Origin of the sequence: Rhodanobacter sp. Root627 (assembly GCF_001427835.1) — a bacterium.
In the GTDB taxonomy this organism is placed as follows: Bacteria; Pseudomonadota; Gammaproteobacteria; order Xanthomonadales; family Rhodanobacteraceae; genus Rhodanobacter; species Rhodanobacter ginsenosidimutans.
Genome location: NZ_LMGW01000001.1, coordinates 1353628 through 1378548 on the forward strand (window position 1 = coordinate 1353628; position 24921 = coordinate 1378548).

Genomic DNA, 24921 nt, shown 5'->3' on the forward strand with positions numbered 1-24921 from the left:
TTGTTGTGTTCGTCCCGGAACACAAAACCTGGAACGCGGCCATGGTCAGGCCGCATCGAATCACTTTTTGCCGGACACCTTGCCGCCGGGCTTGGGCTGCGGCGCATAACCCAGCGCTACCCAGTCCGGCACCACACGCGCACTTTCCACCAGTGCATGATCGAATTCGAATGTCTTGCCTTCGGCTTCCAGCACGATGTGCTCGCCTTCCACCGATGCCAGCTTGCCGCGCAGGCGACGGCGCCCTTCCAGCGGTGCCTTCAGCAGCACCTTCACTTCCTGCCCATCGACCTTCGCAAATTGCGCGGCGGTGAACAGCGGGCGATCAATACCGGGCGAGGAAACCTCCAGCACGTAATGGCCGGGGATCGGATCCTCCACATCGAGCAGCGCCGACAACTCGCGGCTGGCGCTTTCGCAATCCTCGATGCCGACCTCACGACGCTCACCATCGGCGCCGCTCTTGTCCAGCAGGTCCACGTAGATGCGCAGGGTACTCTGCCCTTGCGACGGGTTGAACTCCACGCCAAGGCATTCCAGGCCCAGATCGGCCAGAACCTCGTTGAAACGCTGTGCCAGTGCCTGTGTATCCATGGGTCGTTATTCCCGGCTCACTCTCAGAACGGCAGAAACAAAAAATGGGCTCCAACGGCCCATTTCCCTGTGTCGCCGATGTTCCTCCTCGTGCAGCTCCTTCCGGTGCCCTGGCGAAACTTGCCGCCCGGCACTACGCATCCTTGCGCCCAACAAAAAAGCCTCACGAGGAGGCTTTCTTGCATCAAGAAAGATCTGGTAGCGGGGGCAGGATTCGAACCTGCGACCTTCGGGTTATGAGCCCGACGAGCTGCCAGACTGCTCCACCCCGCATCAGAGTCCGAAGATATTAACGTAATGGCCGGTTTCTTGCAAGCTTCAGTGCCATTATTTCCGCAAATCGCCGCATTCCCTTACACGCCGAACGCGCGACGGCACCAGGCCAGCAACGGCCCCCAGTACAGTCCCAGCGCCAGCAGCGAAAGTGCGTTCAGCGACAGCACCAGGCGCAGCGGCTTGTCCTGCTGCACCTGCAGTGCGCCACCCTCTTCCGGCGCATCGAAATACATCACCTTGATGACGTAGAGGTAGTAGTACAAGCCGACAATGGCGAACACGATGCCGACGATCGCCAGCCACAGCATGTCCGCATGGATGGCCGCTTCCAGCACCAGCACTTTGGCCCAGAATCCGAACAGCGGCGGCACGCCGGCCAGCGAGAACATTGCCAGCAACATCAGGAACGCCATCCAGGGTGCCTTGCGGGCAAGACCCTTGAAGTCGGCGATCTCCTCGCACTCGAACCCGGCCCGGCTCATCGCCAGGATCACGCCGAACGCGGCCACACCCATCAATGCGTAGCAGATCGCGTAGAACAACGCCGCGGCGTAGCCTTCCGGGCCGGCTGCGGACAGGCCCAGCAGCAGATAGCCCATGTGCGAGATGGTGGAATAGGCCAGCATGCGTTTCAGGTTGGTCTGTACGATGGCAACCAGGTTGCCGATCGCCAGCGACAACACCGCCAGCACCGCCAGGATCAGTTGCCAATGCTGCGCCAGATCGCCCATGCCGTCCGCCAGCAGGCGATACGCCATGCCGAACGCGGCCAGTTTCGAACCGGCGGCGACAAAGGTGGTCACCGGCATGGGCGCGCCCTGGTAGACGTCGGGAATCCACATGTGGAACGGCGCGGCACCCAGCTTGAAGCCGATGCCGACGATCATGAAGATCAGGCCGAACAGCAGCAGCGTGGGTGCCGTGGTGTAGCCCATCACATGGCTCAGTTGGGCCAGCTCCAGGGTGGGCGTGCCGCCCATGCCCGACGCACCGTAGACCATCGACATGCCGTACAGCAGCATGCCCGACGCCAGTGCGCCCAGCACGAAGTACTTGATCGCCGCCTCGGACGGCAGCTTCGCTTCGCGGTTCAGGGCCACCAGCGCATACGACGACAGCGAGAGCAGTTCCAGTCCCAGGTAGACGGTGACCAGGTTGCCCGCCGAAACCAGCAGCATGATGCCGATCACGGCGAAGATCATCAGCGTGTAGAACTCGCCACCGAGCAGCTTGCGGTCGATCAGGTACGGACGCGCATAGACGAAGATCATGGCCGTGGTGCCCAGCGCGAAGACCTTGATGATCTCCGCCACGTCATCACGCACGAACATGCCGCCGAATGCGGTCACCGCCCGATCCGGCTGGCCCGCGATCACCAGGTAAATCGCCACCAGCAACACCGCGATCGAGATCCAGTGCAACAACGGACGCTGCGCCGGTTTCATGAAGGCGTCCAGCAGCAACAGCAAGCACGCTGCCGCCACCAGGTAGAACTCCGGCAGCAGGATCAGGATGTCATTCAAAGTTGGCATGGTGTGTCCGTGTCCCGATCAAATCTTGTGAATGGCGAGCTGCTGCACCAGCTGCGACACCGAGCTGTCCATCAGGTGGATCAGCGGTTGCGGCCAGATGCCCAGCGCCAGCACGGCGGCGGCGAACGCCACCAGCACGAAGGTCTCGCGACCATTGATCTCCTTCATTTCCGCCACGTGCGGGTTGGTGATCTCACCCCACAGCACGCGCTTGACCAGCCAAAGCGTGTAGCCCGCGCCGATGATCAGGGTGAACGCGGCGAACAACGCGATCCACGGGCTGGCGGCGAAGCTGGCCAGGATCACCATGAACTCGCCCACGAAACCGCTGGTACCCGGCAGGCCGCAGTTGGCCATCGCGAACAGCACATAGAAGAAGCCGAACCACGGCATCGCATTGATGACGCCGCCGTAATCCTTGATCTGGCGCGTATGCATGCGGTCGTACATCACGCCGATGCAGGTAAACATCGCGCCCGAAACGAAACCGTGCGAAATCATCTGCACCATGGCGCCCTGCATGCCGAGCAGCGCCATGTCGGTGCTGCCCTGCTCGCGCACCAGTGCGAAGGCGATGAAGATGCCCAGCGTGACGAAGCCCATGTGCGCCACGGACGAATACGCCACCAGCTTCTTCATGTCCTCCTGCACCAGCGCCACATAGCCGATGTAGACGATCGCGATGAGGCTCAGCACGATGATCAGCCAGGCGAAATGCGCGCCCGCGTCAGGCACGATCGGCAAGATGAAACGCAGCATGCCGTAGGTACCGACCTTCAGCATCACCGCCGCCAGCACCACCGAGCCGCCGGTCGGCGCCTCCACATGGGCATCCGGCAACCAGGTGTGCACCGGCACCATCGGCACCTTGATCGCGAACGCGATCAGGAACGCGAAGAAAATCCAGGCCTGCTCCTTGAACGTCAGCGGCAGCGCCGCCAGCGTGGCCAGGTCGAACGTGCCGGCCTTCTGGTACAGGTACAGCAGCGCGATCAGCATGAAGACCGAGCCGAAGAACGTGTAGATGAAGAACTTCAACGTGGCATACACGCGCCGCGGGCCACCCCACATGCCGATCAGGATGAACATCGGAATCAGGATGGCTTCGAACAACGCGTAGAACAGCAGCGCGTCGGTGGCGCAGAACACGCCGATCAGCAGGCCTTCGAGGATCAGCATCGCGGCCATGTACAGGTGCGGCCTGTCCTGGATGACTTCCCACGCGCCGGCGATCACCAGGATGCCCACGAAGGTGGTCATCACGATCAGCGCCACCGAGATGCCGTCGACCGCGAGGCCGTAATGCACGCCCCACGAAGCGATCCACAGATAGCTTTCGGTGAGCTGCATGCCGCCGGTATCGGCGTTGTACCGCACCAGCAGGAACAGGCTGGCGACGAAGGTCAGCACGGCCACCAGCATCGACAGCCAGCGTGCAAGGTTGGGTCGGGCCGAGCCGGCAAACAACACCGGGATGGCACCAACGACGGGTAGCCAGATCAGCAGGCTGAGCAAGTGATTGAACATCGATCCCGTTTCCCTTATTGCCCGGCCAGCCCGGGACCCACCAGCCAGTACCCGCCAAGCAGCAGGATCAGGCCGAGAATCATCGCGAAGGCATAGTGATAGAGGTAGCCCGACTGCAGCCGGCGCATGGCAGCGGCAATGCGATGCACCACGCCCACCGAACCGTTGACCATCGCGCCATCGATGACGCCACGCTCGCTCGCCTTCCAGAACCCGCGGCCGAGCATGACGCCGCCACGGGCGAACAGCGCGAAGTACACGTTGTCGACCCAGTATTTGCGGTCAAGCACCGTCCACAGCGGCTTCAGCGCCGCCTTGATCTTGCCGGCCATGGCCGGGTTGAACAGGTAGATGTAGGTGCAGATGATGAACGCCGCCAGCAGCAGCCAGAACGGCATCTGGGTGAAGCCATGCAGCGCCATCGCCAGCGGGCCATGGAACTCGGCGCCCATTTCGGCCAGCACGTCGTTGGCGGCCTCCACGTGGATCGCGCTGCCGAACCAGTTGCCGAACAGCAACGGCCCGATGGTGAAGAAGCCCACCAGCAGCGACGGAATGGCCAGCAGCACCAGCGGCAACGTCACCACCCACGGCGATTCCTTCGGCGCATGCGCCAGCACGCCCGGCTCGTGGTGGCCGTGATCGTCATGATCGTGACCATGGCCATGATGCTCGGCGATGGTGAAGCGCTCCTTGCCGTGGAACGTCAGGTACATCTGGCGGAACGTGTACAACCCGGTCACCAGCACGCCGGCCATCACGCAGAAATAGGCGTAATGCGCACCCCATCGATGGGATTCACCCACCGCCTCGATGATCGCGTCCTTGGAATAGAAGCCCGAGGTAAACGGCACCGCCACCAGCGCGATCGAGCCCGCCCACATGGTGATCCAGGTGATCGGCATGTACTTGCGCAGGCCGCCCATGTAACGCATGTCCTGCTCGTGGTGCATCGCGATGATCACCGAGCCGGCGCCCAGGAACAGCAGCGCCTTGAAGAACGCATGCGTCATCAGGTGGAACACCGCGCCCGAATACATCGACACGCCCAGCGCCACCGTCATGTAGCCCAACTGCGACAGCGTGGAATACGCGATCACCCGCTTGATGTCATTTTGGACTATGCCAATCAACCCGGTGAACAGCGCGGTGGTGGCACCGATGACCAACACGAAGCTCAGCGCGGTGGACGACAGCTCGAACAGCGGCGACATGCGCGACACCATGAAGATGCCGGCGGTCACCATGGTGGCCGCGTGGATCAAGGCGGAGATCGGCGTGGGGCCTTCCATCGAGTCGGGCAGCCACACATGCAACGGCACCTGCGCCGATTTGCCCATGGCGCCGATGAACAGGCAGATGCAGATCACCGTGGCGGCGTCCCACTGCGTACCGGCCGTGATCTGCAGCGTGCGGCCGACCAGGGATGGCGCGTTGGCGAACGCGGTGGCGTAATCCAGCGTGCCCAGGAAATACAGCACCGCGGCGATGCCCAGCAGGAAACCGAAGTCGCCCACGCGGTTGACCATGAACGCCTTGAGATTGGCGAAGATCGCGGTGGGGCGCTTGTACCAGAAGCCGATCAGCAGGTACGACACCAGGCCCACCGCTTCCCAGCCGAAGAACAGCTGCATGAAGTTGTTGCTCATCACCAGCATGAACATCGAGAAGGTGAACAGCGAGATGTAGCTGAAGAAGCGCGTGTAGCCCGGGTCATCGCGCATATAGCCGATGGTGTACACGTGCACCAGCAACGACACGAAGCTCACCACCACCAGCATCATCGCGGTGAGGCGGTCGACCATGAAACCGACGCTGGCGTTGAAGTGGCCGATCTGGAACCAGGTGTAGAGGTTCTGGTTGTATTCGGCCGCGCCGCCCACGGTCAGCTGGTAAAGCACCAGGAACGACAGCGCGCAGGACACCGCCACGCCGAGGATGGTGACGCTGTGCGCGCCGATGCGGCCGATGAAGCGCGCCAGGAAGCCGGCCAGCAGGCAGCCCACCAGCGGCGCCAGCGCGATGATCAGCAGGATGTTTGTGGATATCGCCATTGTTCTTCCATTGCTGCGTGACCCGGAGTTTCTTGCGAGGAACCGTCCATGGTGCTGGGCGCCGGGCCGGACGTCCTGTCCGGCCGTTCGGCCTGGCGCGACATGCCACAGGCATGTCGCTCCGGCCTCACCCCTTCATGCTGTCGATGTCGGCGATATTGATCGTGCTGCGGTTGCGGAACAGCAACACCAGGATCGCCAGGCCGATGGCAGCTTCCGCCGCAGCCACGGTGAGAATGAAAAACACGAACACCTGCCCCGAGACGTCGCCCAGAAACCGCGAGAACGCCACGAAGTTCATGTTCACGGCGAGCAGCATCAGCTCGATCGACATCAACAGCACGATCACGTTCTTGCGGTTGATGAACAGGCCGGCGACGGCGATGCAGAACAGCACCGCGCCCAGCACGATGTAGTGCGCGAGCGAAATCATGACTGCGGCTCCTGGCTGGCGGTCGGTTCATCCGGACGGACGGCGGCCATCTTCACGATGCGCACGCGGTTGCGCGGATCGACCCTGACCTGCTGGCTCGGCGTCTCGTAGCGGGCGTCGCGACGCTCGCGCAGCGTCAGCGCCACGGCGGCGACCACGCCCACGGTGAGGATCAACGCGGCGATCTCGAACGGCAGCAGGAACGTGGTGTACAGGGCATGGCCCAACCACTCCGTGTTGGACATGCCCGCCGCCACGGCCGGGTTCTCCCCCAGCACATGGGCGTTCATCGCGCGCACGCCGACCAGCCCGAGCATTTCCACCAGCATCACCACCGCCACGATCAGGCCAACGGGCAGAAACTTGACGAAGCCTTCGCGCATTTTTTCCTGGTCGATGTCCAGCATCATCACCACGAACAGGAACAGCACCATCACCGCGCCGACGTAGACCACGATCAACGCCAGCGCCAGGAACTCGGCCTCCAGCAGCAGCCACAGGCAGGCGGCACTGAAGAACGTGAGCACCAGCGCGAGCACGGCATGCACGGTGTTCTTCAGCGAGATCACCGACAGCGCCGCGGCCACGGTGACGAAGCTGAAGGCGTAAAAACAGATGAGTTGCAGCGTTTGGGGATTCATCAAAAGGCCTCAGCGGTACGCCGCGTCTTGCGCGCGATCGGCGGCGATCTGCTGTTCAAAGCGGTCGCCGATGGCAAGCAACTGCTGCTTGTTCACCACGTTCTCGCCGCGGTTCTCGAAGTGGTACTCGTGGATCGAGGTTTCGACGATGGAATCCACCGGGCAGCTTTCCTCGCAGAAACCGCAATAGATGCACTTGAACAGGTCGATGTCGTAACGCGTGGTGCGGCGTTGCCCGTCGCTCTCGCGCGGCGCCGAGTCGATGGTGATCGCCAGCGCCGGGCACACCGCCTCGCACAACTTGCAGGCAATGCAGCGCTCCTCGCCGTTCGCGTAGCGACGCAACGCATGCAGGCCGCGGAAGCGGTTCGACTTCGGGATGTGCTCCATCGGGTAGCGCACGGTGTACTTCGGCTTGAACATGTAGCGCATGGTCAGGCCCATGCCCTGGAACAGCTCGATCAGCAGCAGGCTCTTGAAAAAACGGATCATCGTATTCACGGCTTACGCTCCCATCCCGACGGTCACCACGTCGAAATACTTCAGGCATCCGGCCACCATCACCCAGACGATCGCGATCGGGATCAGCACCTTCCAGCCCAGCCGCATGATCTGGTCATAGCGATAACGCGGGAACGTGGCGCGGAACCACAGGAACAGGAAGCTCATCATGAAGGCCTTGATGAACAGCCAGATGAAGCCGCCGTGCCCGATGAAGCCCCACGACGCCGGGAACGGCGACAGCCAGCCGCCCAGGAACAGGATCGAGGCCAGGAAGCTGATCAGGATCATGTTGGCGTATTCGGCCAGGAAGAAGATCGCGAACGCCGACCCGGAATACTCCACGTGGAAACCGGCCACGATCTCCGACTCGCCCTCGGCCATGTCGAATGGCGCGCGGTTGGTCTCGGCCACGCCGGAGATGAAATAGATCACGAACACCGGCAGCAGCGGCCACATGAACCACTCGAGGATGCCCTTGCTGCCGGCCTGCGCGTTGACGATCTCGGTCAGGTTGAGGCTGCCTGCCAGCACCAGTACGCAGACCAGGCACAGGCCCATCGCCAGCTCGTAGGAAATCACCTGCGCGGCGGAGCGCATCGCACCCAGCAACGCGTAGCGCGAGTTGGATGCCCAGCCGGCGATGATGATGCCGTACACGCCCATCGAGGTCATCGCCAGCAGGTACAGGATGCCGGCGTTCGCGTTGGACAGCACCATCTGGCCACTGAACGGAATGACCGCCCACGCGGCCAGCGCCGGTATCAGCGCGATCAACGGCGCCAGGAAGTACAGGAAGCGATTGGCCTTGGTCGGCAGGATCACTTCCTTGATCAGCAACTTCACCACGTCGGCGAAGGCCTGCAGGATGCCGAACGGGCCGATCTTGTTCGGCCCCAGGCGCACGTGCATCCAGCCGATGACCTTGCGCTCCCAGTACACGAACATGGCCACCGCGATCACCAGCGGCAGCACGATGCACAGGATGTAGATCACCGGCCACAAGACCTGGTTGATGAGTTGATCAGCCATGATGCTCAAGCCTTGCTCAAGGTGATGGTCGCGCCATACGGCGGCAACGTGGCAGTGAGGTCCTGTGCCGCTTCGATCCAGGTGGCCCCATCGGGAACCGCCACATCGATCCGCAACAGCAGCGACGCATCACCGACGCGAACCTGCTCGCCATCGGCAAGACCCAGCCGTGCCGCTTCATTCGCGTTGATCCGGACAGCGGGCGCCCGGTTGAGCGGATGCGCGTTCAGTGCCGTCGCGCGGCGCAACACGGCATCGCTGCGGTAGATGGGCCAGGTGGCGACGCGGGTCAGCCCCGCCGGGGCGCTGGCGCGCGAAGCCATGCCATCGCGCGCAACCACCGCACGATCGGTGATGCCGTTGCGCAGGCCGGCGATATCGTCGAACTCGAAACCAGCCAGCTGCAGCGAGCCGCCAAGCGCACGCAATACCTTCCAGCCCGGTCGCGCCTGCCCCGGTGCCTTGGAGCCGGCGAGCACGCCCTGCGCCAGGCCGTCGACATTGACCAGGGTGGCGTCGATCTCGGGCAGCAAGGCGATCGGCAGGATCACGTCCGCCACTTCGCGCAATGCGTCGCTGGCAAAGGCACTGAACGCCACCACCTGCTCCGCCCCGCGCAACGCCTTCAGCGTGGCGGCGCCGTCCGCGAAATCATGCGGCGGCTCCACGCCATACAGCAGATAGCTCTTGCGCGGCTGCGCCAGCATCGCCTGCGCATCCAGCCCGCCATTGCCCGGCACCACGCCGAGGCGTGCCAGGCCCACGGCATTGGCGCCAACCGGCAGTTCGTTGTAGCCCGCGCCGGTGGCGTCGGCGATGAAGCGTGCGATGGCACGCAACCACGACGCCTGCGGATGGGTTACCGCCGCTTCGCCCAGGATCACCACCGCCGCACCCGACTTCAGTGCCGCCACGGCATCGCTGTCGCCCTGGTCGCTGGTCGCGCCGTTGATCGCGTCGGCCAGCGGTGCGGGTGCCGAAGCGCCCGCGCTCACGGCGGCTTTGGCCAAGGCCAGCAAGGCGCCGACCAGTTCGTGCGGCGCGGCGATCGCCTCACCGGCCAACTGGTAATTGAAGTCGAAATGCACCGGGTTGACCGCATAAACCCGCGCGCCCTTCTTCACGGCCTGGTGCAGGCGGTGATTGAGCAACGGCAATTCGAGGCGCAGGTCGGAACCGACCAGCAAGGCGGCCTTGAGCTGATCCACCTGGGCCACCGGCGTACCAAAGGTGGTGGCCACGGCGTTGTCGGCAAAATCCAGCTGACGCAGGCGGTGATCGACGTGTGCACTGCCCAGTCCGCGCGCCAGACGCATCAGCAGATCGCCCTCTTCGTTCGAGGTGGCCGGATGCACCAGCACGCCTAGCTCGCTGCCGGGTGACTTCTTCAGCGCCTCACCGGCAAACGACAGTGCGTCTTCCCAGCTGGTCTCCTGCCACTGCCCGTCGCGCTTCACCTGGGGAGCAATGGCGCGGTCGGCGGCCGTCAGGCCCTGGTGGCTGTAGCGATCGCGATCGGACAGCCAGCATTCGTTGACCGCCTCGTTGTCGCGCGGCACCGTGCGCAGCACTTCGCCGCGGCGCGTATGCAGCCACAGGTTGGAACCCAGTGCATCGTGGTAGCCGATGGACGGCCGGGCAATCAATTCCCACGCACGCGCCTTGAACTGGAACACCTTGTCGGTCAGTGCGCCCACCGGACACAGGTCGATGATGTTGCCGGACAACTCGGTTTCCACCGTCTTGCCGATATAAGTGCCGATCTGCAGGTTCTCGCCGCGATTCATGCCGCCGAGTTCAAACGTGCCGGCAATCTCGCTGGTGAAACGCACGCAACGTGTGCAATGGATGCAACGCGTCATCTCGGTGGCGACCAGCGGCCCGATGTTCTCGTCGGACACGGTGCGCTTGCGCTCGGTGAAGCGAGACACGCTGCGGCCGAAGCCCAGCGCCACGTCCTGCAGTTCGCACTCGCCGCCCTGGTCGCAGACCGGGCAATCGAGCGGATGGTTGATCAACAGGAACTCCATCACGTCACGCTGGTATTGCAACGCCAGCTTGGAGCGCGTCTGCACCTTCATGCCGTCGGTGACCGGCGTGGCACACGCGGGCAGGCCCTTGGGCACCGGGCGGCCGCCCATTTCCACCTCGACCATGCACATGCGGCAGTTCGCGGCGATCGGCAGCTTGCGGTGATAGCAGAAGCGCGGAATCGTGATGCCGACCGTGTCCGCCGCCTCGATGATCATGGCGTTCTTGCGGATCTGGACCGGCTTGCCGTCAATCTCGATGCTGACCAGATCGGGCGCGTTGTTGGTTGGCTGCGCACTCATGCCGTCACTTCCTCGCGAGAATCCACTATCGAGTGACCGTGCTGCACGAAATACTCGAATTCGTTCCAGAAGCGGTTCAGGAAACCCTGCACCGGCCACGCGGCCGCCTCGCCGAACGCACAGATGGTGTGGCCTTCGATCTGGCCGGCGATGGCCTTCAGGCGATGCAGGTCCTCTTGCGTCCCCTTGCCTTCGACGATGCGGGTCAGCACGCGATGCATCCAGCCGGTGCCTTCGCGGCACGGCGTGCACTGGCCGCAGGACTCCGCCTTGTAGAAGCGCGAGATGCGGTGGCAGACCCTGACCATGCAGGTGGTCTCATCCATCACGATGACGGCGCCGGAGCCGAGGCCCGAGCCGGCCTTTTGCAGGCAGTCATAGTCCATGGTGCTTTCGAGCATGATGTCGGCTGGCAGCACCTTCATCGACGAACCACCCGGAATCACCGCTTTCAGCTTGTGCCCGTTGCGCACGCCGCCGGCCATTTCCAGCAGGTCCTTGAACGACGTTCCCAGGCGGATTTCATAGTTGCCCGGCCGGTTGACGTGGCCGGACACCGAGAAGATCTTCGGGCCGCCGTTGTTCGGCTTGCCCAGGTTGAGGAACCAGTCCGCGCCGTTGCGAATGATGGCCGGCACCGAAGCGTAGGTCTCGGTGTTGTTGATCGTGGTCGGCTTGCCATACAGGCCGAAGTTGGCCGGGAACGGTGGCTTGAAGCGCGGCATGCCCTTCTTGCCTTCCAGCGACTCCATCATTGCGGTCTCTTCGCCGCAGATGTAGGCGCCGGCACCCAGCGCGGCATAAATGTCCACGTCGAGGCCGGTACCCTGCACGTTCTTGCCCAGCAGGCCGGCGGCATACGCCTCGGCCAGCGCGGCCTCGAAGTGCTCGAACGGCTCGTGGTGGAACTCGCCGCGCAGGTAGTTGTAGGCCACCGTGGTGCCGGTGCAATAGCAGGCAATGGCCAGGCCTTCGATCACCGCATGCGGGTTGTAGCGCAGGATGTCGCGATCCTTGGCCGTGCCCGGCTCGGACTCGTCCGAGTTGCACAGGATGTACTTCTGCATGTCGCCCTTGGGCATGAAGGACCACTTCAGGCCCGTCGGGAAGCCCGCGCCACCGCGGCCGCGCAGGCTGCTTTTCTTGATCTCCTCGATCAGCGACGCCGGATCCGGCTTTTCGGCCAGGATCTTGCGCCAGGCCTTGTAGCCATCGACCTGCTCATAGCTGGCCATTGCCCACGGCTTGTCGAAATGCAAGGTGGTGTAGACGACCTGGTGTTCCTGCGGTGCGGCTCCGACGGCCATCAGTGCGCCTCCCCTGCGTGCCCGTGATCCGGGCCATCGACGCTCAACCCGTCGAGGATGGCGTCCAGCTTCTCGATGGTGAGGTGCTCGTGGTAGTGACCGTTGACCGTGGCCGCCGGCGCGTAAACGCAGGCCGCGATGCATTCTTCTTCGTTCTTCAGGTACACGCGTCCGTCCGCGGTGCTTTCGCCCAGCTTGATGCCGAGCTTCTGTTCGCAATGACGCACCAGATCCTCGGCACCATTCAACCAGCACGAGATGTTGGTGCAGATCGCCACGTTGTTGCGCGCCACCGGTTTGGTTTCCAGCATCGAGTAGAAGCTGGCCACCTCGTAGGCCCAGATCGCCGGCACTTCCAGGTACTTGGCCACCGCCGTGATCAGCTCGTCGGTGAGGAAGCCGTTGTTCTGCTCCTGCGCGCCGAACAACGCCTGGATCAGCGCCGAACGCTTGCGGTCAGGCGGGAACTTGGCCACCCACTTGTCGATGTGGTGACGGGTTTGCTCGGTCAGTACGACCGTCGGATCGACGTGCCTGACCTGCTCGAAATGTCCGGTGGCTTTCATGCGTTGAACTCCGGGATTCGGGATTCGGGATTGGGGATTCGCAAAGAACCCATCCCGCTGCCGGCGAACCTCGATTCGGTGTGAAATTTGCGGCGGTAACAACGAATGGAATTCGAAGCCTGAAGCACCGGGCCGCCGCGCGCTGCTTCAACAAATCCCGAATCCCAAATCCCGAATCCCGTGTCCATCATCGATCCACTTCGCCGAACACGAGGTCGTAGGTTCCGATCATGGCCACCACGTCGGCGAGCATGTGGCCGCGCACGATGGTGTCCATGGAGGAGAGGTGGGCAAAACCCGGTGCACGCAGGTGCACGCGGAACGGCTTGTTGGCGCCGTCGGACACCAGGTAGCAGCCGAACTCGCCCTTGGGCGCCTCGACCGCGCAATAGGTTTCGCCGGCCGGCACGCAATAGCCTTCGGTGAACAGCTTGAAGTGATGGATCATGGCTTCCATGTCCTCCTTCATCTCGACCCGCGACGGCGGCGCGACCTTGAAGTTCTTCACCATCACCGGGCCGGGGTTGGCCTTCAGCCACTGCACGCACTGCTGGATGATGCGATTGGACTGGCGCATCTCCTCGACGCGGCACAGGTAGCGGTCGTAGCAGTCGCCGTTGACGCCGACCGGGATGTCGAAATCCATCTCGGCATACTTCGCGTACGGCTGCTTCTTGCGCAGATCCCATTCGACACCCGAGCCACGCAGCATCACGCCGGTCATGCCCCATTGCTGGGCCAGCTCCGGGGAGATCACGCCGATGCCGACGGTGCGCTGCTTCCAGATGCGGTTGGTGGTGAGCAGCTCCTCGTACTCGTCGACCTTGGTCGGGAAATCCGCCGTGAAGGCCTCGAGGTAATCCAGCATCGAACCTTCGCGCCAGCTGTTGATGCGCTTGAGGTCGTTGCCCTTGTGCCACGGCGACTCGCGGTACTGCGACATCTGCGCCGGCAGGTCGCGGTAGACGCCGCCGGGGCGGTAGTACGTGGCGTGCATGCGCGCGCCCGACACGGCCTCATAGACGTCCATCAGCTCCTCGCGTTCGCGGAACGCGTACAGGAACACCGCCATGGCGCCCAGGTCGAGCCCGTTCGAGCCGATCCACATCAGGTGGTTCAGGATGCGGGTGATCTCGTCGAACATGGTGCGGATGTACTGCGCGCGCACCGGCGCCTCGACGCCCAGCAGGGTTTCGATGGCGCGCACGTAGGCGTGCTCGTTGCACATCATCGACACGTAGTCGAGACGATCCATGTAACCGATGGACTGGTTGAACGGCTTGGACTCGGCCAGTTTCTCGGTGCCACGATGCAGCAGGCCGATGTGCGGATCGGCGCGCACGATGGTCTCGCCGTCCATCTCCATCACCAGACGCAGCACGCCGTGGGCGGCCGGATGCTGCGGGCCGAAGTTCATCGTGTAGTTGCGGATTTCCTGCATGCTCAATTCTCCCGCCACTGATCGCCGGCTTCGGCCCGGGCCTGCATCAGGTCGGCGTCGTCACGGATGGTGCGCGGTACCAGCACGCGCGGCTCGATCGACACCGGCTCGTAGATGACCCGCTTCTGTTCGGGGTCGTAGCGCACTTCCACGTTGCCGATCAGCGGAAAATCCTTGCGGAACGGATGGCCCACGAAACCGTAGTCGGTGAGGATGCGGCGCAGGTCCTGGTGGCCATCGAAAATGATGCCGTACAGATCGAACGCCTCGCGCTCGAACCAGTTCACCGACGGCCAGACCAAAGTCAGCGAGGGCAGCAGCGGCATGGTGTCGTCGTCGCAGAACACGCGCAGGCGCAGGCGCCGGTTGTGTTCGATCGAGAGCAACTGGATCACCGAGGCGAAGCGACGCGGATGATCGTTGTCGCGCGGGCGCCCGGCCCAGGTGAAGCGGCCCATCGCCTGGCCTTCCACGCCGCGCGAGAAGCCGGTGCCGGAAACCGATTCGGTGTTCCACTCGGTCTGGCCATAACCGAGGTAATCGATACCGCACAGGTCGATCAATTCGCTGAAGCGGAACGCGGGCTCGTCACGCAGCGCGGTGGCCACGGCGATCAGGTCGGCGGCGGCCAGTTCGGCGGTGGTTTCGTTGCGGACGGTGCTGAGGGTGAGCGTGTCGCCGAAGCGGGCGGCGAGTTGGTCGGACAGCGAGGTCGCGGATGTGTCGGTCATATCGGGGCCTACGAACGCGCGATGGTGCTGGTGCGGCGGATTTTCTTCTGCAGTTGCAGGATGCCGTGGATCAGCGCCTCCGCCGTGGGCGGGCAGCCGGGCACGTAGATGTCCACCGGCACGATGCGATCGCAACCGCGCACCACCGAGTAGGAGTAGTGGTAGTAGCCGCCGCCGTTGGCGCAGCTACCCATCGAGATCACCCATTTCGGATCGGGCATCTGGTCGTAAACCTTGCGCAGCGCAGGGGCCATCTTGTTGACCAGGGTGCCGGCCACGATCATCACGTCGGACTGGCGCGGGCTGGGGCGGAAGATCACGCCGTAACGGTCGAGGTCCAGACGCGCCGCGCCGGCGTGCATCATTTCCACCGCGCAACAGGCCAGGCCAAACGTCATCGGCCACATCGAGCCGGTGCGCGCCCAGTTCATCAAGGCGTCCACGCTGGTGGTGGCAAAACCGCGCTGCACCACCGGGTTGTCACCGGCCGGGCGCAGGATGTCGTCCACCAGGTTCAGCGGCTGCGGGTTGTGCATCACCCCGCTGACGGATTCCATCATTCCCATTCCAGTGCTCCCTTCTTCCACACGTAGGCAAAGCCGATCACCAGCAGCAGCAGGAACAGGCCCATCTCGATCAGCGCGATCAACCCGATCTGCTTGAACACCACCGCCCACGGAAACAGGAAGGCGATTTCCAGATCGAAGATGATGAACAGGATGGCGAGCAGGTAGTAGCGCACGTCGAAACGCATGCGGGCGTCCTCGAACGCCTCGAAACCGCATTCGTACGGCGCCAGCTTCTCGGCTTCGGGACGACGCGGGCCGGCCAGCAGGCCAACCGCCAGCAGCACCAGCCCGAGGCCGGTGGCAACGCCGATGAACAACAGGACAGGCCAATATTCGGCAAGCACGGTGCAACGTACCTCCGCGCCCTCGGGCGCATCAGTGACCGCGGGGTTCAACCCAGCAACTTACGGTCCGGCGACTTCGATTCGACAGGCCACGTGGGCTCTGGGCTTACCAGCCACGTCGGCGGATGAATCCGCTGGCGCTCGACGTTCCGCGAAGCGAGTTCGCGAATCTCGCCATTGTATCAGCGCGCATGGGGAGAACGACAAGCCTTGACGAAGCCGCAACGGCCTCGAACGTTGGAACGACGGAAGACATGCGACGAAAAGCGCGCAACGTCCGCGGGATTGCCGCCTTTTCACATCGTGTTGGTCGGGCGCTCGGAATTGAGTGTGCCGGCCAGGATGTTCTCGATGCGGCTGCGCGCGGCTTCCGCGTCGCTGGATTCGTTGAAGTGGATACCGATGCCCGCCGCACGATTGCCCTGCGCACCGGCCGGGCTGATCCATACCACCTTGCCCACCACCGACAGGCGCTCGGTTTCCTCGGCCAGGGTAACAAGCAGCACCACTTCGTCGCCCAGCGCATAGACGTGTTCGCTGGGGGCGAACAATCCGCCATGTTTCAGAAAGGGCATGTACGCGTTGTACAGCGATACGGCGTCCTTGATCTTCAACGAGATGATGCCCTGCCGGGCGGCCACGGGTTTCATGTTCGACTCCTGGATGGCGGCTGCACCGCCCGCTCAATGGCCATGATGGTAGATGCTGCCGGGCGATCGCACCACCGCGCGCGATCAGCGCACCGCAGGGGGCTGCACGGCTTGCTGGTTCCGCCGCTCGCCGACCAGTCGCTCCCAGGACGCAGGGGGCTTCCAGTCCGCCACCCAGCCAGGCACCGCCTCGGTGGGCATCGGGCGCGAAATGGAGAAACCCTGCAACTGGTGACAACCCAGCATGGCGAGCAGGTCACCCTGCTCCGGGGTTTCCACCCCCTCCGCGATCACTGTCTTGGCCAGCATGCGGGCGGTGGTGATGACGCCGGCGGCGATCGCCACGTTGCGTTCGTCACTCAGGATGTCGCGCACGAAACTCTGGTCAAGCTTGATGTGCTCGATATCCAGTTTCTGGATGTGGCTGAGCGATGCCGTGCCGGTGCCGAAATCATCCAGACCGACGCGGATGCCGCGGCGACGGCACTCCTCGATGACCACCTTGGCCCGGGCATGGTCCATCGTCGGGCCGGTCTCGGTCACCTCGATGCCGAAGCCGACATCCATCACGCCCGGATAGCTGTCCAGCGCCGTGTCGATGTCGGCGAAAAACGCCGGATGCAACAAGTGCCGGGTACTGATGTTGATGGAGACGGGAATAGAGACGCCCAGGCGCATCCACGCCTGGCATTGCTTCAGCGCCTCGTCCAGCACATAGCGGCCGATGGGCCGGGCCAGTTGCGGGTCATCCAGCACGTGCATGAAATGCACAGGCTCGATCAGCCCGTCTTCACCATCGCGCAAGCGCAACAGCGCCTCCATCCCGGCCACGCCGTGCAGGCCGGGAAGTCCGTCGATGTACACGATCGGCTGGAACAACAGTTGCAGGCGCGACTGCAGCAGCGCCTGCGCCATCCGTTCGCGCATCGCCTGCAGGCGCACCTGCTCCTCTTCCATCGCCGGCTCGTACAACAGGCCGCGATCCTTGCCCTCTTCCTTGGCCGCGTACATGGCCATGTCCGCGTGGCGCAGCAGGCCCTCGGCGTCCGAGGTATCCAGCGGATAGAGCGTCCATCCGATGCTGGCCGAAAGATAGAGCTGCTCCCCCAGCAGATCGAAAGGCGCGCGCAGCGCCTGCAGGATGCAACGACTGATCGCGTCCAGCTGCTCCTTGCTGTCCAGGCCCGATATGACAAGCCCGAATTCATCGCCACCAAACCGGGCCAGCACGTCCGCCTCGCGCAGCAAGGCGGCGACGCGCGACGAGGCCTCCGCCAGCACGTGGTCGCCGCCGGCATGCCCGACGCTGTCGTTGACGCTCTTGAAGCGATCCAGGTCGAGCACACCCACCGCGATCAGCGAGCACTGCGTGGTTGCCAGCACGCGCCCCTGCTCCAGCCGTTCGAACAGCAGGCGCCGGTTGGGCAGCCCGGTCACCACGTCATGGAAGGCCAGTCGCTCGACCCGCGCCTCGTACATCTTCCGCTCGGTGATTTCGTGCTGATGCCAGATCCGCCCGTTTGGCCGGCCGTGAGTGGTGATCGGGGTGAAGTCGCGCAGAAAGATGCGCCCGCCCTTGACCTGCACCTCGTCGCCCCGCACCGTTTCGCCCCGGGCCACGATCTCCCGGACGCGGGCCCACTCCTGCTCGGGATCGGCGTACGCGGACCACATGCGCTCGTACAGGCTTTCCGCCGGCATGTTCTCCAGCGCGATGGGTGGGTCGGTGATGCCGAACAAGGCGCAGAACGCCTCGTTCGCCAGCACCACGCGATTATCCTCGGACATCACCAGCACGCCGGTGTACTGGCTGGACAACACCGCCCGGACATACGCCGCACTGAAGGGCAGGTCAGACCTGTGCGGCAGTCTCGCCGGGGGCGAGCCAGAGGATGGCAGGGCCCGGCCCAGTTCCTCGGCGATCTCCGAAAAAACCGACATGCCCACCCCGGCAAGCGCATCGGCCTGATGGGCGCCGATGACGAAAACGCCATCGACAACGTGATCCCGGTGCAGCGGCAAGGCCAGCAACGCACCGATCGGCGCGAGGCTTGCGTCCCACGCATCCGCCACCTCGGCGGGCGCGACATGCGTGTGCCACGCGGGCTTTCCGCTGTCGATGGCCATGCTGGCGACGCTGGCCAGGCGACCGGAGCCGGCAAGGTCGGCGGTGGTATCGGCATCCCATGCCAGCCCGGCCGTTGTGCGCAACCGCAGCGTACCGGACGGCTCGCGCAAGGCGATCAGCGCGACCGGGCAATCATCAAAGCTTGCGGCCAGGCGGCAGACGTCGCCGAACATGGTCGACTCGTCGCGATGGGCATGGATGGCCTTGACCACGTCGCTGAGCAGGCGCAACGCGCGTCGCTGCCGGGCTTCATCGTCCACCGACCGGGACGACGGACCGTGCTCCGCCATCGCTACCGGCAAACCGGTTGCTGCTGGCATCAGATGCTGGTCCCCGTCGCGCATGCTTGTTGTCCGGCGAATGGACAGCACCGGCAGTCCTGCTTTGCCCGTCGCCCCTTCCTCCCTGAACACCGGTGAGCGGAACGCTGCGGTCGCAAATCCGGGCCCCCAGCGCACCCTGTACCGTCACAAGCTAGCGGGGTGACCCCGGCGTGTAAAGCGTTCGACCCGGGGCTGCGTCACACTTCACACCATCCCCAATGATCAAATATCCAGGGCGACGGAACCGCCAGCGACAGGCGTGCGAAACGGGGCGAGGCCACCGGCTCGCCATGCCGCGACGACAGCTGATACCCGCCAGCATCGCTGCGCTGAAGCGGAGCCTCGTGCCAACGCCAGGTGTGGGCACCGGCGGCGTCGACCAGACTGAGTCGCAACCACGGGTGCAGCACCGCCGGCGGCCGCCAGGGCAAACCGCCATCCGGCCGGGGAACGACAGAAAACTGCTCCGCCCGCCCGGAAAGACGTTGCACCCTGCCCCCGCTGAGCACCAGTTGGCTGTGATGCGCCGACAGCGCAAACCGCTTTGCCGTCTGCTCCGCGGGCGACCCTTCAAGACGAAGCGTGGGCGCACCGCTCTGTGGGCCATGCACCATGTACGTCAGCAACGCAGGGGCCGACGGCATCTGGGTCAGTGCCAGGCGCGCCAGCACGTGCGCCGAGCCATGATCGGGATGACGATCCCCCAGCGCGGGAGCCACCACGATATCCGGGCGGAACGTGGTGATGGTGGTGGTCAACGCGGCAACAGCGGCCTGGTGCGTCGAAAGCAGGCGGGAGGTCACCCCCAGGTCGGGCCAATGCAGTTGCTGCAGTGCCGTGGCCGGAACACCCAGCCGCTGCATCGCCTGCAGCAGCTCGGCACGACGCCGCGCGCCCCAGCGCCGACGTTCCCCGGCGCCGATGTACAGGCGCCGTTCCACCCAGCGTTGCGGCCAGGGATTGTTGTCGCCGTCGGTCAACAGCACGATGCCGACCTCGCCACCGGCGGCGCGCACCTGCTGGATCAGCAAACCGTTGGCGATGGTCTCGTCGTCGGGATGCGGTGCCACGATCAGCAGGCGTGTGCGCGCCGAAAAGTTCGTCAGGGCGTCCGCTGCTGGGGGTTCGGCGGACGGCATTGTCACCGCCACATCGCCAGCAACTCCAGCAGCAGCAGGTCGTCGCGCAACGGGCCGCTCAAAGCCTGGCGGGTGCGGTTGGCGGCGGCGTACCACTGCGCCAGCATGTCGGCATCCATCGCGCTGGACAGTGGCGGGGCCTGTCGATCGGCCCGCGCTTTCATTTCGTCGGCCGACGCCTGCGCGGCAAACCACAGCCGCTGCGCGGGCTCGTCGTCCAGCCAGCGCTTGACGACGTCAGCCGTCTGCCCGCGCCCTGCCGCCAGCGCGGCGAGATCCTTGCGTACTTCGCGGCGGCGGTCGAGCGCGCCCTGCGCCGTCCAGTCACGCGCCAGCCCCGGGTTGCCACCGGCCGCCTGCAGCGCGGTGGCCGCATCGGCGACGCCTTCGGCCTGCAGCCAGGCCAGCGCCTGATCGGGCGCAGGCAGGTGAAACTCGATGCGCTGGCAACGGCTGCGAATGGTCTGCGGCAATTGCCAGGGCGCGTCGGCCAGCAGCACCAGCATGGTCTGCGCGGCTGGCTCCTCCAGCGTTTTCAGCAAGGCGTTGGCCGCCGCCGCGTTCATTGCATCCGCCGGGTCGATGACGGCAACCTGCCAGCCGCCGAACTGGCTGCTCATCGCCAGCCGTGCCGACAGGTCGCGGATCTGTTCCACCACGATTTCGCTGCGCTGCACGCCATCCTTGCGCAGGCCGTAGGTCAAGCTGACAAGATCCGGATGGCTGCCCGCCGCCAGCAACAGGCAGGCGCGGCAGTGGCCGCATGCGACGCCGGTATTCCCGTCCGGCTGTTCGCACAGCAGCCCCTGGATGAAGCGCTGCGCAAACGCGCGCTTGCCCAATCCGGTCGGGCCACACAGCAGCAAGGCGTGAGGCAGCGCGCCACGCGCCCGCCGCGCCTGCAGGCGCGACCAGTGCTCCGCATGCCACGGCGGGGTGCTCATGCGTTGCTCCGGGTCAATTCGGCCACGGCATCGATGGCATCGGCGAGTACCTTCGCTGGCGATTGGGTCGCGTCGATGACCCTGAACCGCGAAGGCTCGGCCGCGGCGCGCTCGCGGTAAGCGGCGCGTACCCGTTCGAAGAAGCCATCCGCCTCGACCTCGATGCGGTCGGGCGCACTGCGCCCCGTGGCACGGGCACGACCGGTGGCCACGGGAAGATCCAGCAGCAAGGTCATGTCCGGCGTCACGCCGGCGCAAGCCCACTGCTCCAGCGCGGCGATACGTTGCATGGGCTGGCCGCGGCCGCCGCCCTGGTAGGCGTAGCTGGCGTCGGCGAAACGGTCGCACAGCACCCACTGGCCGGCGGCCAGCGCCGGTTCGATCCGCTCGCGCACCAACTGCGCGCGCGAGGCGAACATCAGCAGCAATTCGGTTTCGGCGGCCAGGCCGTGGTGCCGCGGATCGAGCACGATGGCGCGCACCGCCTCGCCCAGTTCGGTGCCGCCGGGTTCGCGCGTCTGCACCAGACTGACGCCCTGCTGCCCGATCCAGTCGCGCAGCCCCGCCAACAAGGTGCTTTTACCGGCACCCTCGCCGCCTTCGAGGCTGATGAAGCGGCCGCGTGCTGTCGATGATGGCGCGTTCATGGGCAGCGTTTCCGTTGATAGCAATCGACGTTGCGATTGTGTTCCGCCAGCGTGCTGGAAAACACGTGGCCACCATCGCCGCGCGCCACGAAATAAAGCGCATCGCCGGCCGCCGGGTGCAGTGTCGCCTGCAGGGCCGCCTTGCCCGGCAGCGCGATCGGCGTCGGCGGCAATCCGGGGCGGGTGTAGGTGTTGTAGGGCGTATCGGTGGTGAGGTCGCTGCGGCGGATATTGCCGGCGTAGCGCGCGCCCATGCCGTAGATCACGGTGGGGTCGGTTTGCAGCAGCATGTGATGGCGCAGGCGGCGCACGAACACCCCGGCGATCTGCGCCCGCTCGTCGGGCTTGCCGGTTTCCTTTTCCACGATCGAGGCAAGAATCAGCGCGTCGTAGGGCGTGGCCAGCGGCAGGTCGGGAGCACGCCCGGCCCACAGGCTGGCCAGGGTCTTGACCATCGCCTCATGCGCGCGGCGCAGGATGTCCAGGTCGCTGTCACCTTTGACGTAGGCGTAGGTCTCGGGCAGGAAACGGCCTTCCGGATTCTCGCCCGCCGCACCGATGCGCTGCATGACGGCCGCGTCGTCGAGGCCGCTGCTGTCGTGTTTCAGCTTCTCGGCGCGCGCCAGTGCCTGGCGCAGTTCCTGGAACGTCCAGCCATCGACGATAGTGAGATTGCGCTGCAATACGCGGCCGGCGGCCATGTTGGCCAGCAACGCGCGCGGGGTGATGCCCGGGGTCAGCGCGTACTCGCCGGCATGCAGCTTGCCCGCTACCCGCATCTGTTCGGCCAGCACCCGCCAGTACAACGGATGGGCGCGGGTGACGCCGTGCTGGCGCAGGTCGGCCACGATCGTCTTGAAGCTGCTGCCGCGGGCGATGTCGATATGGTCGCCAGTGGCCGCCACCTGCAGTGGCGTGCCGGCGAAACGGTTGAAATCGTGCCAGCCCCAGGCGGCGGCCGCGACCAGCGCCAGCATCGCGAGCCACATCAGGCCGCGTCCCAGCGCGCGACCGCGTGTTCGATGCTGATTCATGCCGCGCGCTCCATCGGAAAACCCAACTGCCGCCAGTGACTTTGCCATTGCCGCGTGACCGGGCCCGGCGCCCAGCGCCATGCATCTAGTGACTGTACCGGCACCACGCCGCGCACGCTGGAGCTGAGGAAAACCTCGCTGGCGCGCTGCAGGTCAGGTAACCGGATGTCGCGCTCCGTAACGCTTTCGGCGTGGGCCAGGATCTCCGCGCGCGCCACGCCGGCCACGCCGCAGCGCTCCAATGATGGCGTCACCAGTTCGCCATCGATCACGGCAAACAGGTTGGCCATGGTCGCCGAAACCAGCCGGCCGTCACCATCGCACAACAGGCCGTCGGCGATCGCCGGATCGTTCCATTCCGCGCGTGCAAGTACTTGTTCCAGACGGTTGAGGTGTTTCATGCCTGCCAGTTGCGGTTGTTCGGCCAGCCGCAGCGTGCACAGCCGCGTGCGCACGCCGCGTGCATATACGCCGTCATCCACCGATGGCGCCGGGAAGGCCGCCACGACACGCGTGGGCGTGGCGGCCGCTGGCGGCGAATAACCGCGTGCGCCCACGCCGCGGGTCCAAGCGATACGCACCACCGCGTGCGCCATGGCGTCACGCACCTGCCGCGCCTCGCGCAGAAGCTGTGCGGTATCGGGCAGCGGCAGTTGCAGGCGGCGACAACTGTCGGCCAGCCGTTGCATGTGCCGATCCCACAAGGGCGCCGTCTCGCCCACGAAGCGGATGCTTTCGAACAGGCCGTCGCCATACGAAAAGCCGCGATCGGTGGCGGACACCACCTCGGACGCAACGCCGTTGACCAGCATGCGGCTCGCCATCAGCCGGCCACGCCCAGCGCGCGCAACAGGCCGCGCGCCTTGGCGCGCGTTTCCTCCAGTTCCAGCGCGGCCACCGAGTCGACCACGATGCCCGCGCCGGCGCGCAGGCTCGCCTGCGTGCCGCTCAAGGTCAGCGTGCGAATCAGGATGTTCAAATCGAGGTCGCCATGTCGATCGAGGTAACCCAGCGCGCCGGTATAGGCGCCGCGTGGTGCGTCTTCCAGGGCGGCGATGATTTCCATGCAACGCACCTTGGGGCAACCTGTGATGGTACCGCCCGGAAAAGTTGCTGCAATCACCTCGCCCGGTGTCACGCCGGCGCGCAGCCGGCCACGCACGTTGGACACGATGTGGTGGACATGGGCGTAGCTCTCCACCGCCATCAACTCGTCCACCTCGACCGTGCCTGGTATGCAAACGCGACCCAGGTCGTTGCGCTCCAGGTCGATCAGCATGACGTGCTCGGCGCGTTCCTTCGGGTGACCGCTCAATTCGCGGATGCGGGCAGCGTCGTCATCACCGTCGGTGCGTGGCCGCGTGCCGGCGATGGGCCGCGTCTGCGCCTGGCCGTCGCGCACTTCCACCAGCCGCTCGGGCGACGAGCTGACCAGCGACCATCCCGGCTGCTGCAGCAGGCCGGCGAAAGGCGCCGGGTTGGCCTGGCGCAAGGCGGCATACAGCGACGCGGCCGCGGGCGGCTTCGCGTAGCGGGCGCGCCACTCGCGCGACAGGTTCACCTGGAAAATGTCGCCGTCACGCAGGTGTTCGTGGACCCGCGCCACGCCGGTGAGAAAGTGTTGTGGGTCGTCTTCTTCCCACGAGGCTGGTAGCGGTGCGGCATCGATCGCCAGCGGTGTGTCGAGATCGGCCTGCATCGCATCGAGCAGCGCCTCGCCGCCGGTTTCCGCCACCAGCGTGGTGCAGCCGAGCTGGTGGTCGACGATGATCGCGGCCGGGCAACGCACGGCCAGTGCCTGCGGCAACAACGTCGATCGCTGCAACGACAACGTGGGCTCGATTTGCGCGGCCAGCTCGTAGGCCAGCATCAATACCCAGCCACCGTGGAACGGCAAGTCGTCCGACGGGCTGCCCGGCAACTGTTCGCTTTTCCAGGCGGCATCCAGCGCGTCGAGGAAATGGCCGTCCAGCGCGCGCCCTGCTTCGTCGCGCAGCGAACCGTCGGCGTGCAGGGTCAGGGACTCGCGGGGAAACGCGAACAGGATGTCGTAGCGTGCCTGCCGCGTGCCATGCAGCACGCTTTCAAGCAGGCAGGGATAACGCTGCGGAAAGGCCGCGGCGGGCGCGAGCAGATCGCGCCCGCCGGGCAACAGGCGGCGGAGGCAGGTCACGC

23 protein-coding genes and 1 tRNA gene are annotated in these 24921 nt (G+C 65.1%); all 24 read right to left on the reverse strand.

Annotated elements, in window-relative coordinates:
* Positions 1-60 precede the first annotated feature (60 nt).
* On the reverse strand, positions 61-594 hold the full coding sequence (gene rimP, locus ASD68_RS06320; RefSeq protein ID WP_056080196.1) for a ribosome maturation factor RimP: 534 nt from the start codon (positions 592-594) through the stop codon (positions 61-63).
* A 196-nt stretch (positions 595-790) separates the two neighbouring features.
* Positions 791-867 (reverse strand) — tRNA-Met (locus tag ASD68_RS06325).
* Positions 868-947: 80 nt separating this feature from the next.
* Positions 948-2402 carry an NADH-quinone oxidoreductase subunit NuoN gene (gene nuoN / locus ASD68_RS06330; RefSeq protein WP_056604629.1) on the reverse strand — a complete coding sequence of 485 codons (1455 nt, stop codon included), beginning with the start codon at positions 2400-2402 and terminating at the stop codon, positions 948-950.
* Between the two features lie 18 nt (positions 2403-2420).
* The gene (locus tag ASD68_RS06335) at positions 2421-3929 is read right to left on the reverse strand and encodes an NADH-quinone oxidoreductase subunit M (RefSeq protein ID WP_056080203.1); all 1509 of its coding nucleotides are present in this window, start codon (positions 3927-3929) and stop codon (positions 2421-2423) included.
* A 14-nt stretch (positions 3930-3943) separates the two neighbouring features.
* Entirely contained in the window at positions 3944-5983 is a 2040-nt protein-coding gene (nuoL, locus tag ASD68_RS06340) for an NADH-quinone oxidoreductase subunit L (protein ID WP_056080206.1), read from the reverse strand.
* 127 nt (positions 5984-6110) lie between these two features.
* The gene (nuoK, locus tag ASD68_RS06345; protein WP_007081808.1) at positions 6111-6416 is read right to left on the reverse strand and encodes an NADH-quinone oxidoreductase subunit NuoK; all 306 of its coding nucleotides are present in this window, start codon (positions 6414-6416) and stop codon (positions 6111-6113) included.
* Positions 6413-7057, reverse strand: a complete 645-nt coding sequence (locus ASD68_RS06350; protein WP_056604632.1) for an NADH-quinone oxidoreductase subunit J — start codon at positions 7055-7057, stop codon at positions 6413-6415. The genes nuoK and ASD68_RS06350 overlap by 4 nt, the downstream gene beginning before the upstream one ends.
* Positions 7058-7066: 9 nt before the next feature.
* Positions 7067-7558 carry an NADH-quinone oxidoreductase subunit NuoI gene (gene nuoI, locus ASD68_RS06355; protein ID WP_056080215.1) on the reverse strand — a complete coding sequence of 164 codons (492 nt, stop codon included), beginning with the start codon at positions 7556-7558 and terminating at the stop codon, positions 7067-7069.
* 3 nt (positions 7559-7561) lie between these two features.
* The gene (gene nuoH / locus ASD68_RS06360) at positions 7562-8590 is read right to left on the reverse strand and encodes an NADH-quinone oxidoreductase subunit NuoH (RefSeq protein ID WP_056081034.1); all 1029 of its coding nucleotides are present in this window, start codon (positions 8588-8590) and stop codon (positions 7562-7564) included.
* A gap of 5 nt (positions 8591-8595) precedes the next feature.
* On the reverse strand, positions 8596-10923 hold the full coding sequence (gene nuoG / locus ASD68_RS06365; RefSeq protein WP_056604634.1) for an NADH-quinone oxidoreductase subunit NuoG: 2328 nt from the start codon (positions 10921-10923) through the stop codon (positions 8596-8598).
* Complete coding sequence (gene nuoF / locus ASD68_RS06370; protein ID WP_056604636.1) at positions 10920-12230, reverse strand: NADH-quinone oxidoreductase subunit NuoF; 1311 nt, start codon at positions 12228-12230, stop codon at positions 10920-10922. Before nuoF ends, nuoG begins: the two co-directional genes overlap by 4 nt.
* Positions 12230-12796 (reverse strand): NADH-quinone oxidoreductase subunit NuoE, encoded by a 567-nt coding sequence (gene nuoE, locus ASD68_RS06375; RefSeq protein ID WP_056604637.1) that lies wholly within the window; start codon positions 12794-12796, stop codon positions 12230-12232. The genes nuoF and nuoE overlap by 1 nt, the downstream gene beginning before the upstream one ends.
* A 187-nt stretch (positions 12797-12983) precedes the next feature.
* Positions 12984-14237: an NADH-quinone oxidoreductase subunit D gene (locus ASD68_RS06380; protein ID WP_056604638.1), complete on the reverse strand. Its 1254-nt coding sequence runs from the start codon at positions 14235-14237 to the stop codon at positions 12984-12986.
* Positions 14238-14239: 2 nt separating this feature from the next.
* Positions 14240-14968, reverse strand: a complete 729-nt coding sequence (locus ASD68_RS06385; RefSeq protein WP_056604647.1) for an NADH-quinone oxidoreductase subunit C — start codon at positions 14966-14968, stop codon at positions 14240-14242.
* Positions 14969-14976: 8 nt separating this feature from the next.
* The gene (locus tag ASD68_RS06390; RefSeq protein WP_056080241.1) at positions 14977-15534 is read right to left on the reverse strand and encodes an NADH-quinone oxidoreductase subunit B; all 558 of its coding nucleotides are present in this window, start codon (positions 15532-15534) and stop codon (positions 14977-14979) included.
* The gene (locus tag ASD68_RS06395; RefSeq protein WP_007081798.1) at positions 15525-15881 is read right to left on the reverse strand and encodes an NADH-quinone oxidoreductase subunit A; all 357 of its coding nucleotides are present in this window, start codon (positions 15879-15881) and stop codon (positions 15525-15527) included. The genes ASD68_RS06390 and ASD68_RS06395 overlap by 10 nt, the downstream gene beginning before the upstream one ends.
* 296 nt (positions 15882-16177) lie before the next feature.
* Positions 16178-16531 carry a PilZ domain-containing protein gene (locus ASD68_RS06400; protein ID WP_007081797.1) on the reverse strand — a complete coding sequence of 118 codons (354 nt, stop codon included), beginning with the start codon at positions 16529-16531 and terminating at the stop codon, positions 16178-16180.
* An 84-nt stretch (positions 16532-16615) separates the two neighbouring features.
* Positions 16616-19003 (reverse strand): EAL domain-containing protein, encoded by a 2388-nt coding sequence (locus ASD68_RS06405; RefSeq protein WP_235577543.1) that lies wholly within the window; start codon positions 19001-19003, stop codon positions 16616-16618.
* A 176-nt stretch (positions 19004-19179) separates the two neighbouring features.
* On the reverse strand, positions 19180-20121 hold the full coding sequence (locus ASD68_RS06410) for a PIG-L family deacetylase (protein ID WP_156458367.1): 942 nt from the start codon (positions 20119-20121) through the stop codon (positions 19180-19182).
* A gap of 2 nt (positions 20122-20123) precedes the next feature.
* Positions 20124-21065, reverse strand: coding sequence for a DNA polymerase III subunit delta' (gene holB, locus ASD68_RS06415; RefSeq protein WP_056604654.1), 942 nt, complete (start codon positions 21063-21065; stop codon positions 20124-20126).
* Positions 21062-21712 carry a dTMP kinase gene (gene tmk / locus ASD68_RS06420; RefSeq protein WP_056080250.1) on the reverse strand — a complete coding sequence of 217 codons (651 nt, stop codon included), beginning with the start codon at positions 21710-21712 and terminating at the stop codon, positions 21062-21064. Before tmk ends, holB begins: the two co-directional genes overlap by 4 nt.
* Positions 21709-22746, reverse strand: coding sequence for an endolytic transglycosylase MltG (mltG, locus tag ASD68_RS06425; RefSeq protein WP_056604657.1), 1038 nt, complete (start codon positions 22744-22746; stop codon positions 21709-21711). Before mltG ends, tmk begins: the two co-directional genes overlap by 4 nt.
* Positions 22743-23570, reverse strand: coding sequence for an aminodeoxychorismate lyase (gene pabC, locus ASD68_RS06430; RefSeq protein ID WP_056604660.1), 828 nt, complete (start codon positions 23568-23570; stop codon positions 22743-22745). Before pabC ends, mltG begins: the two co-directional genes overlap by 4 nt.
* Positions 23570-24919, reverse strand: a complete 1350-nt coding sequence (locus ASD68_RS06435) for an aminodeoxychorismate synthase component I (protein ID WP_056604662.1) — start codon at positions 24917-24919, stop codon at positions 23570-23572. The genes pabC and ASD68_RS06435 overlap by 1 nt, the downstream gene beginning before the upstream one ends.
* Positions 24920-24921: the final 2 nt, after the last annotated feature.

Coding starts and splice junctions, on each gene's coding strand:
- ASD68_RS06405 (WP_235577543.1), bottom strand. CDS start 19,003: ATGCGCGACGGGGACCAGCATCTGATGCCAGCAGCAACCGGTTTGCCG.
- nuoG (WP_056604634.1), bottom strand. CDS start 10,923: ATGAGTGCGCAGCCAACCAACAACGCGCCCGATCTGGTCAGCATCGAG.
- ASD68_RS06350 (WP_056604632.1), bottom strand. CDS start 7,057: ATGAATCCCCAAACGCTGCAACTCATCTGTTTTTACGCCTTCAGCTTC.
- tmk (WP_056080250.1), bottom strand. CDS start 21,712: ATGAACGCGCCATCATCGACAGCACGCGGCCGCTTCATCAGCCTCGAA.
- nuoE (WP_056604637.1), bottom strand. CDS start 12,796: ATGAAAGCCACCGGACATTTCGAGCAGGTCAGGCACGTCGATCCGACG.
- nuoH (WP_056081034.1), bottom strand. CDS start 8,590: ATGGCTGATCAACTCATCAACCAGGTCTTGTGGCCGGTGATCTACATC.
- ASD68_RS06380 (WP_056604638.1), bottom strand. CDS start 14,237: ATGCAGGAAATCCGCAACTACACGATGAACTTCGGCCCGCAGCATCCG.
- ASD68_RS06410 (WP_156458367.1), bottom strand. CDS start 20,121: ATGCCGTCCGCCGAACCCCCAGCAGCGGACGCCCTGACGAACTTTTCG.
- ASD68_RS06335 (WP_056080203.1), bottom strand. CDS start 3,929: ATGTTCAATCACTTGCTCAGCCTGCTGATCTGGCTACCCGTCGTTGGT.
- mltG (WP_056604657.1), bottom strand. CDS start 22,746: ATGAATCAGCATCGAACACGCGGTCGCGCGCTGGGACGCGGCCTGATG.
- holB (WP_056604654.1), bottom strand. CDS start 21,065: ATGAGCACCCCGCCGTGGCATGCGGAGCACTGGTCGCGCCTGCAGGCG.
- ASD68_RS06400 (WP_007081797.1), bottom strand. CDS start 16,531: ATGAAACCCGTGGCCGCCCGGCAGGGCATCATCTCGTTGAAGATCAAG.
- nuoL (WP_056080206.1), bottom strand. CDS start 5,983: ATGGCGATATCCACAAACATCCTGCTGATCATCGCGCTGGCGCCGCTG.
- pabC (WP_056604660.1), bottom strand. CDS start 23,570: ATGGCGAGCCGCATGCTGGTCAACGGCGTTGCGTCCGAGGTGGTGTCC.
- nuoK (WP_007081808.1), bottom strand. CDS start 6,416: ATGATTTCGCTCGCGCACTACATCGTGCTGGGCGCGGTGCTGTTCTGC.
- nuoN (WP_056604629.1), bottom strand. CDS start 2,402: ATGCCAACTTTGAATGACATCCTGATCCTGCTGCCGGAGTTCTACCTG.
- rimP (WP_056080196.1), bottom strand. CDS start 594: ATGGATACACAGGCACTGGCACAGCGTTTCAACGAGGTTCTGGCCGAT.
- nuoF (WP_056604636.1), bottom strand. CDS start 12,230: ATGGCCGTCGGAGCCGCACCGCAGGAACACCAGGTCGTCTACACCACC.
- ASD68_RS06390 (WP_056080241.1), bottom strand. CDS start 15,534: ATGGGAATGATGGAATCCGTCAGCGGGGTGATGCACAACCCGCAGCCG.
- ASD68_RS06385 (WP_056604647.1), bottom strand. CDS start 14,968: ATGACCGACACATCCGCGACCTCGCTGTCCGACCAACTCGCCGCCCGC.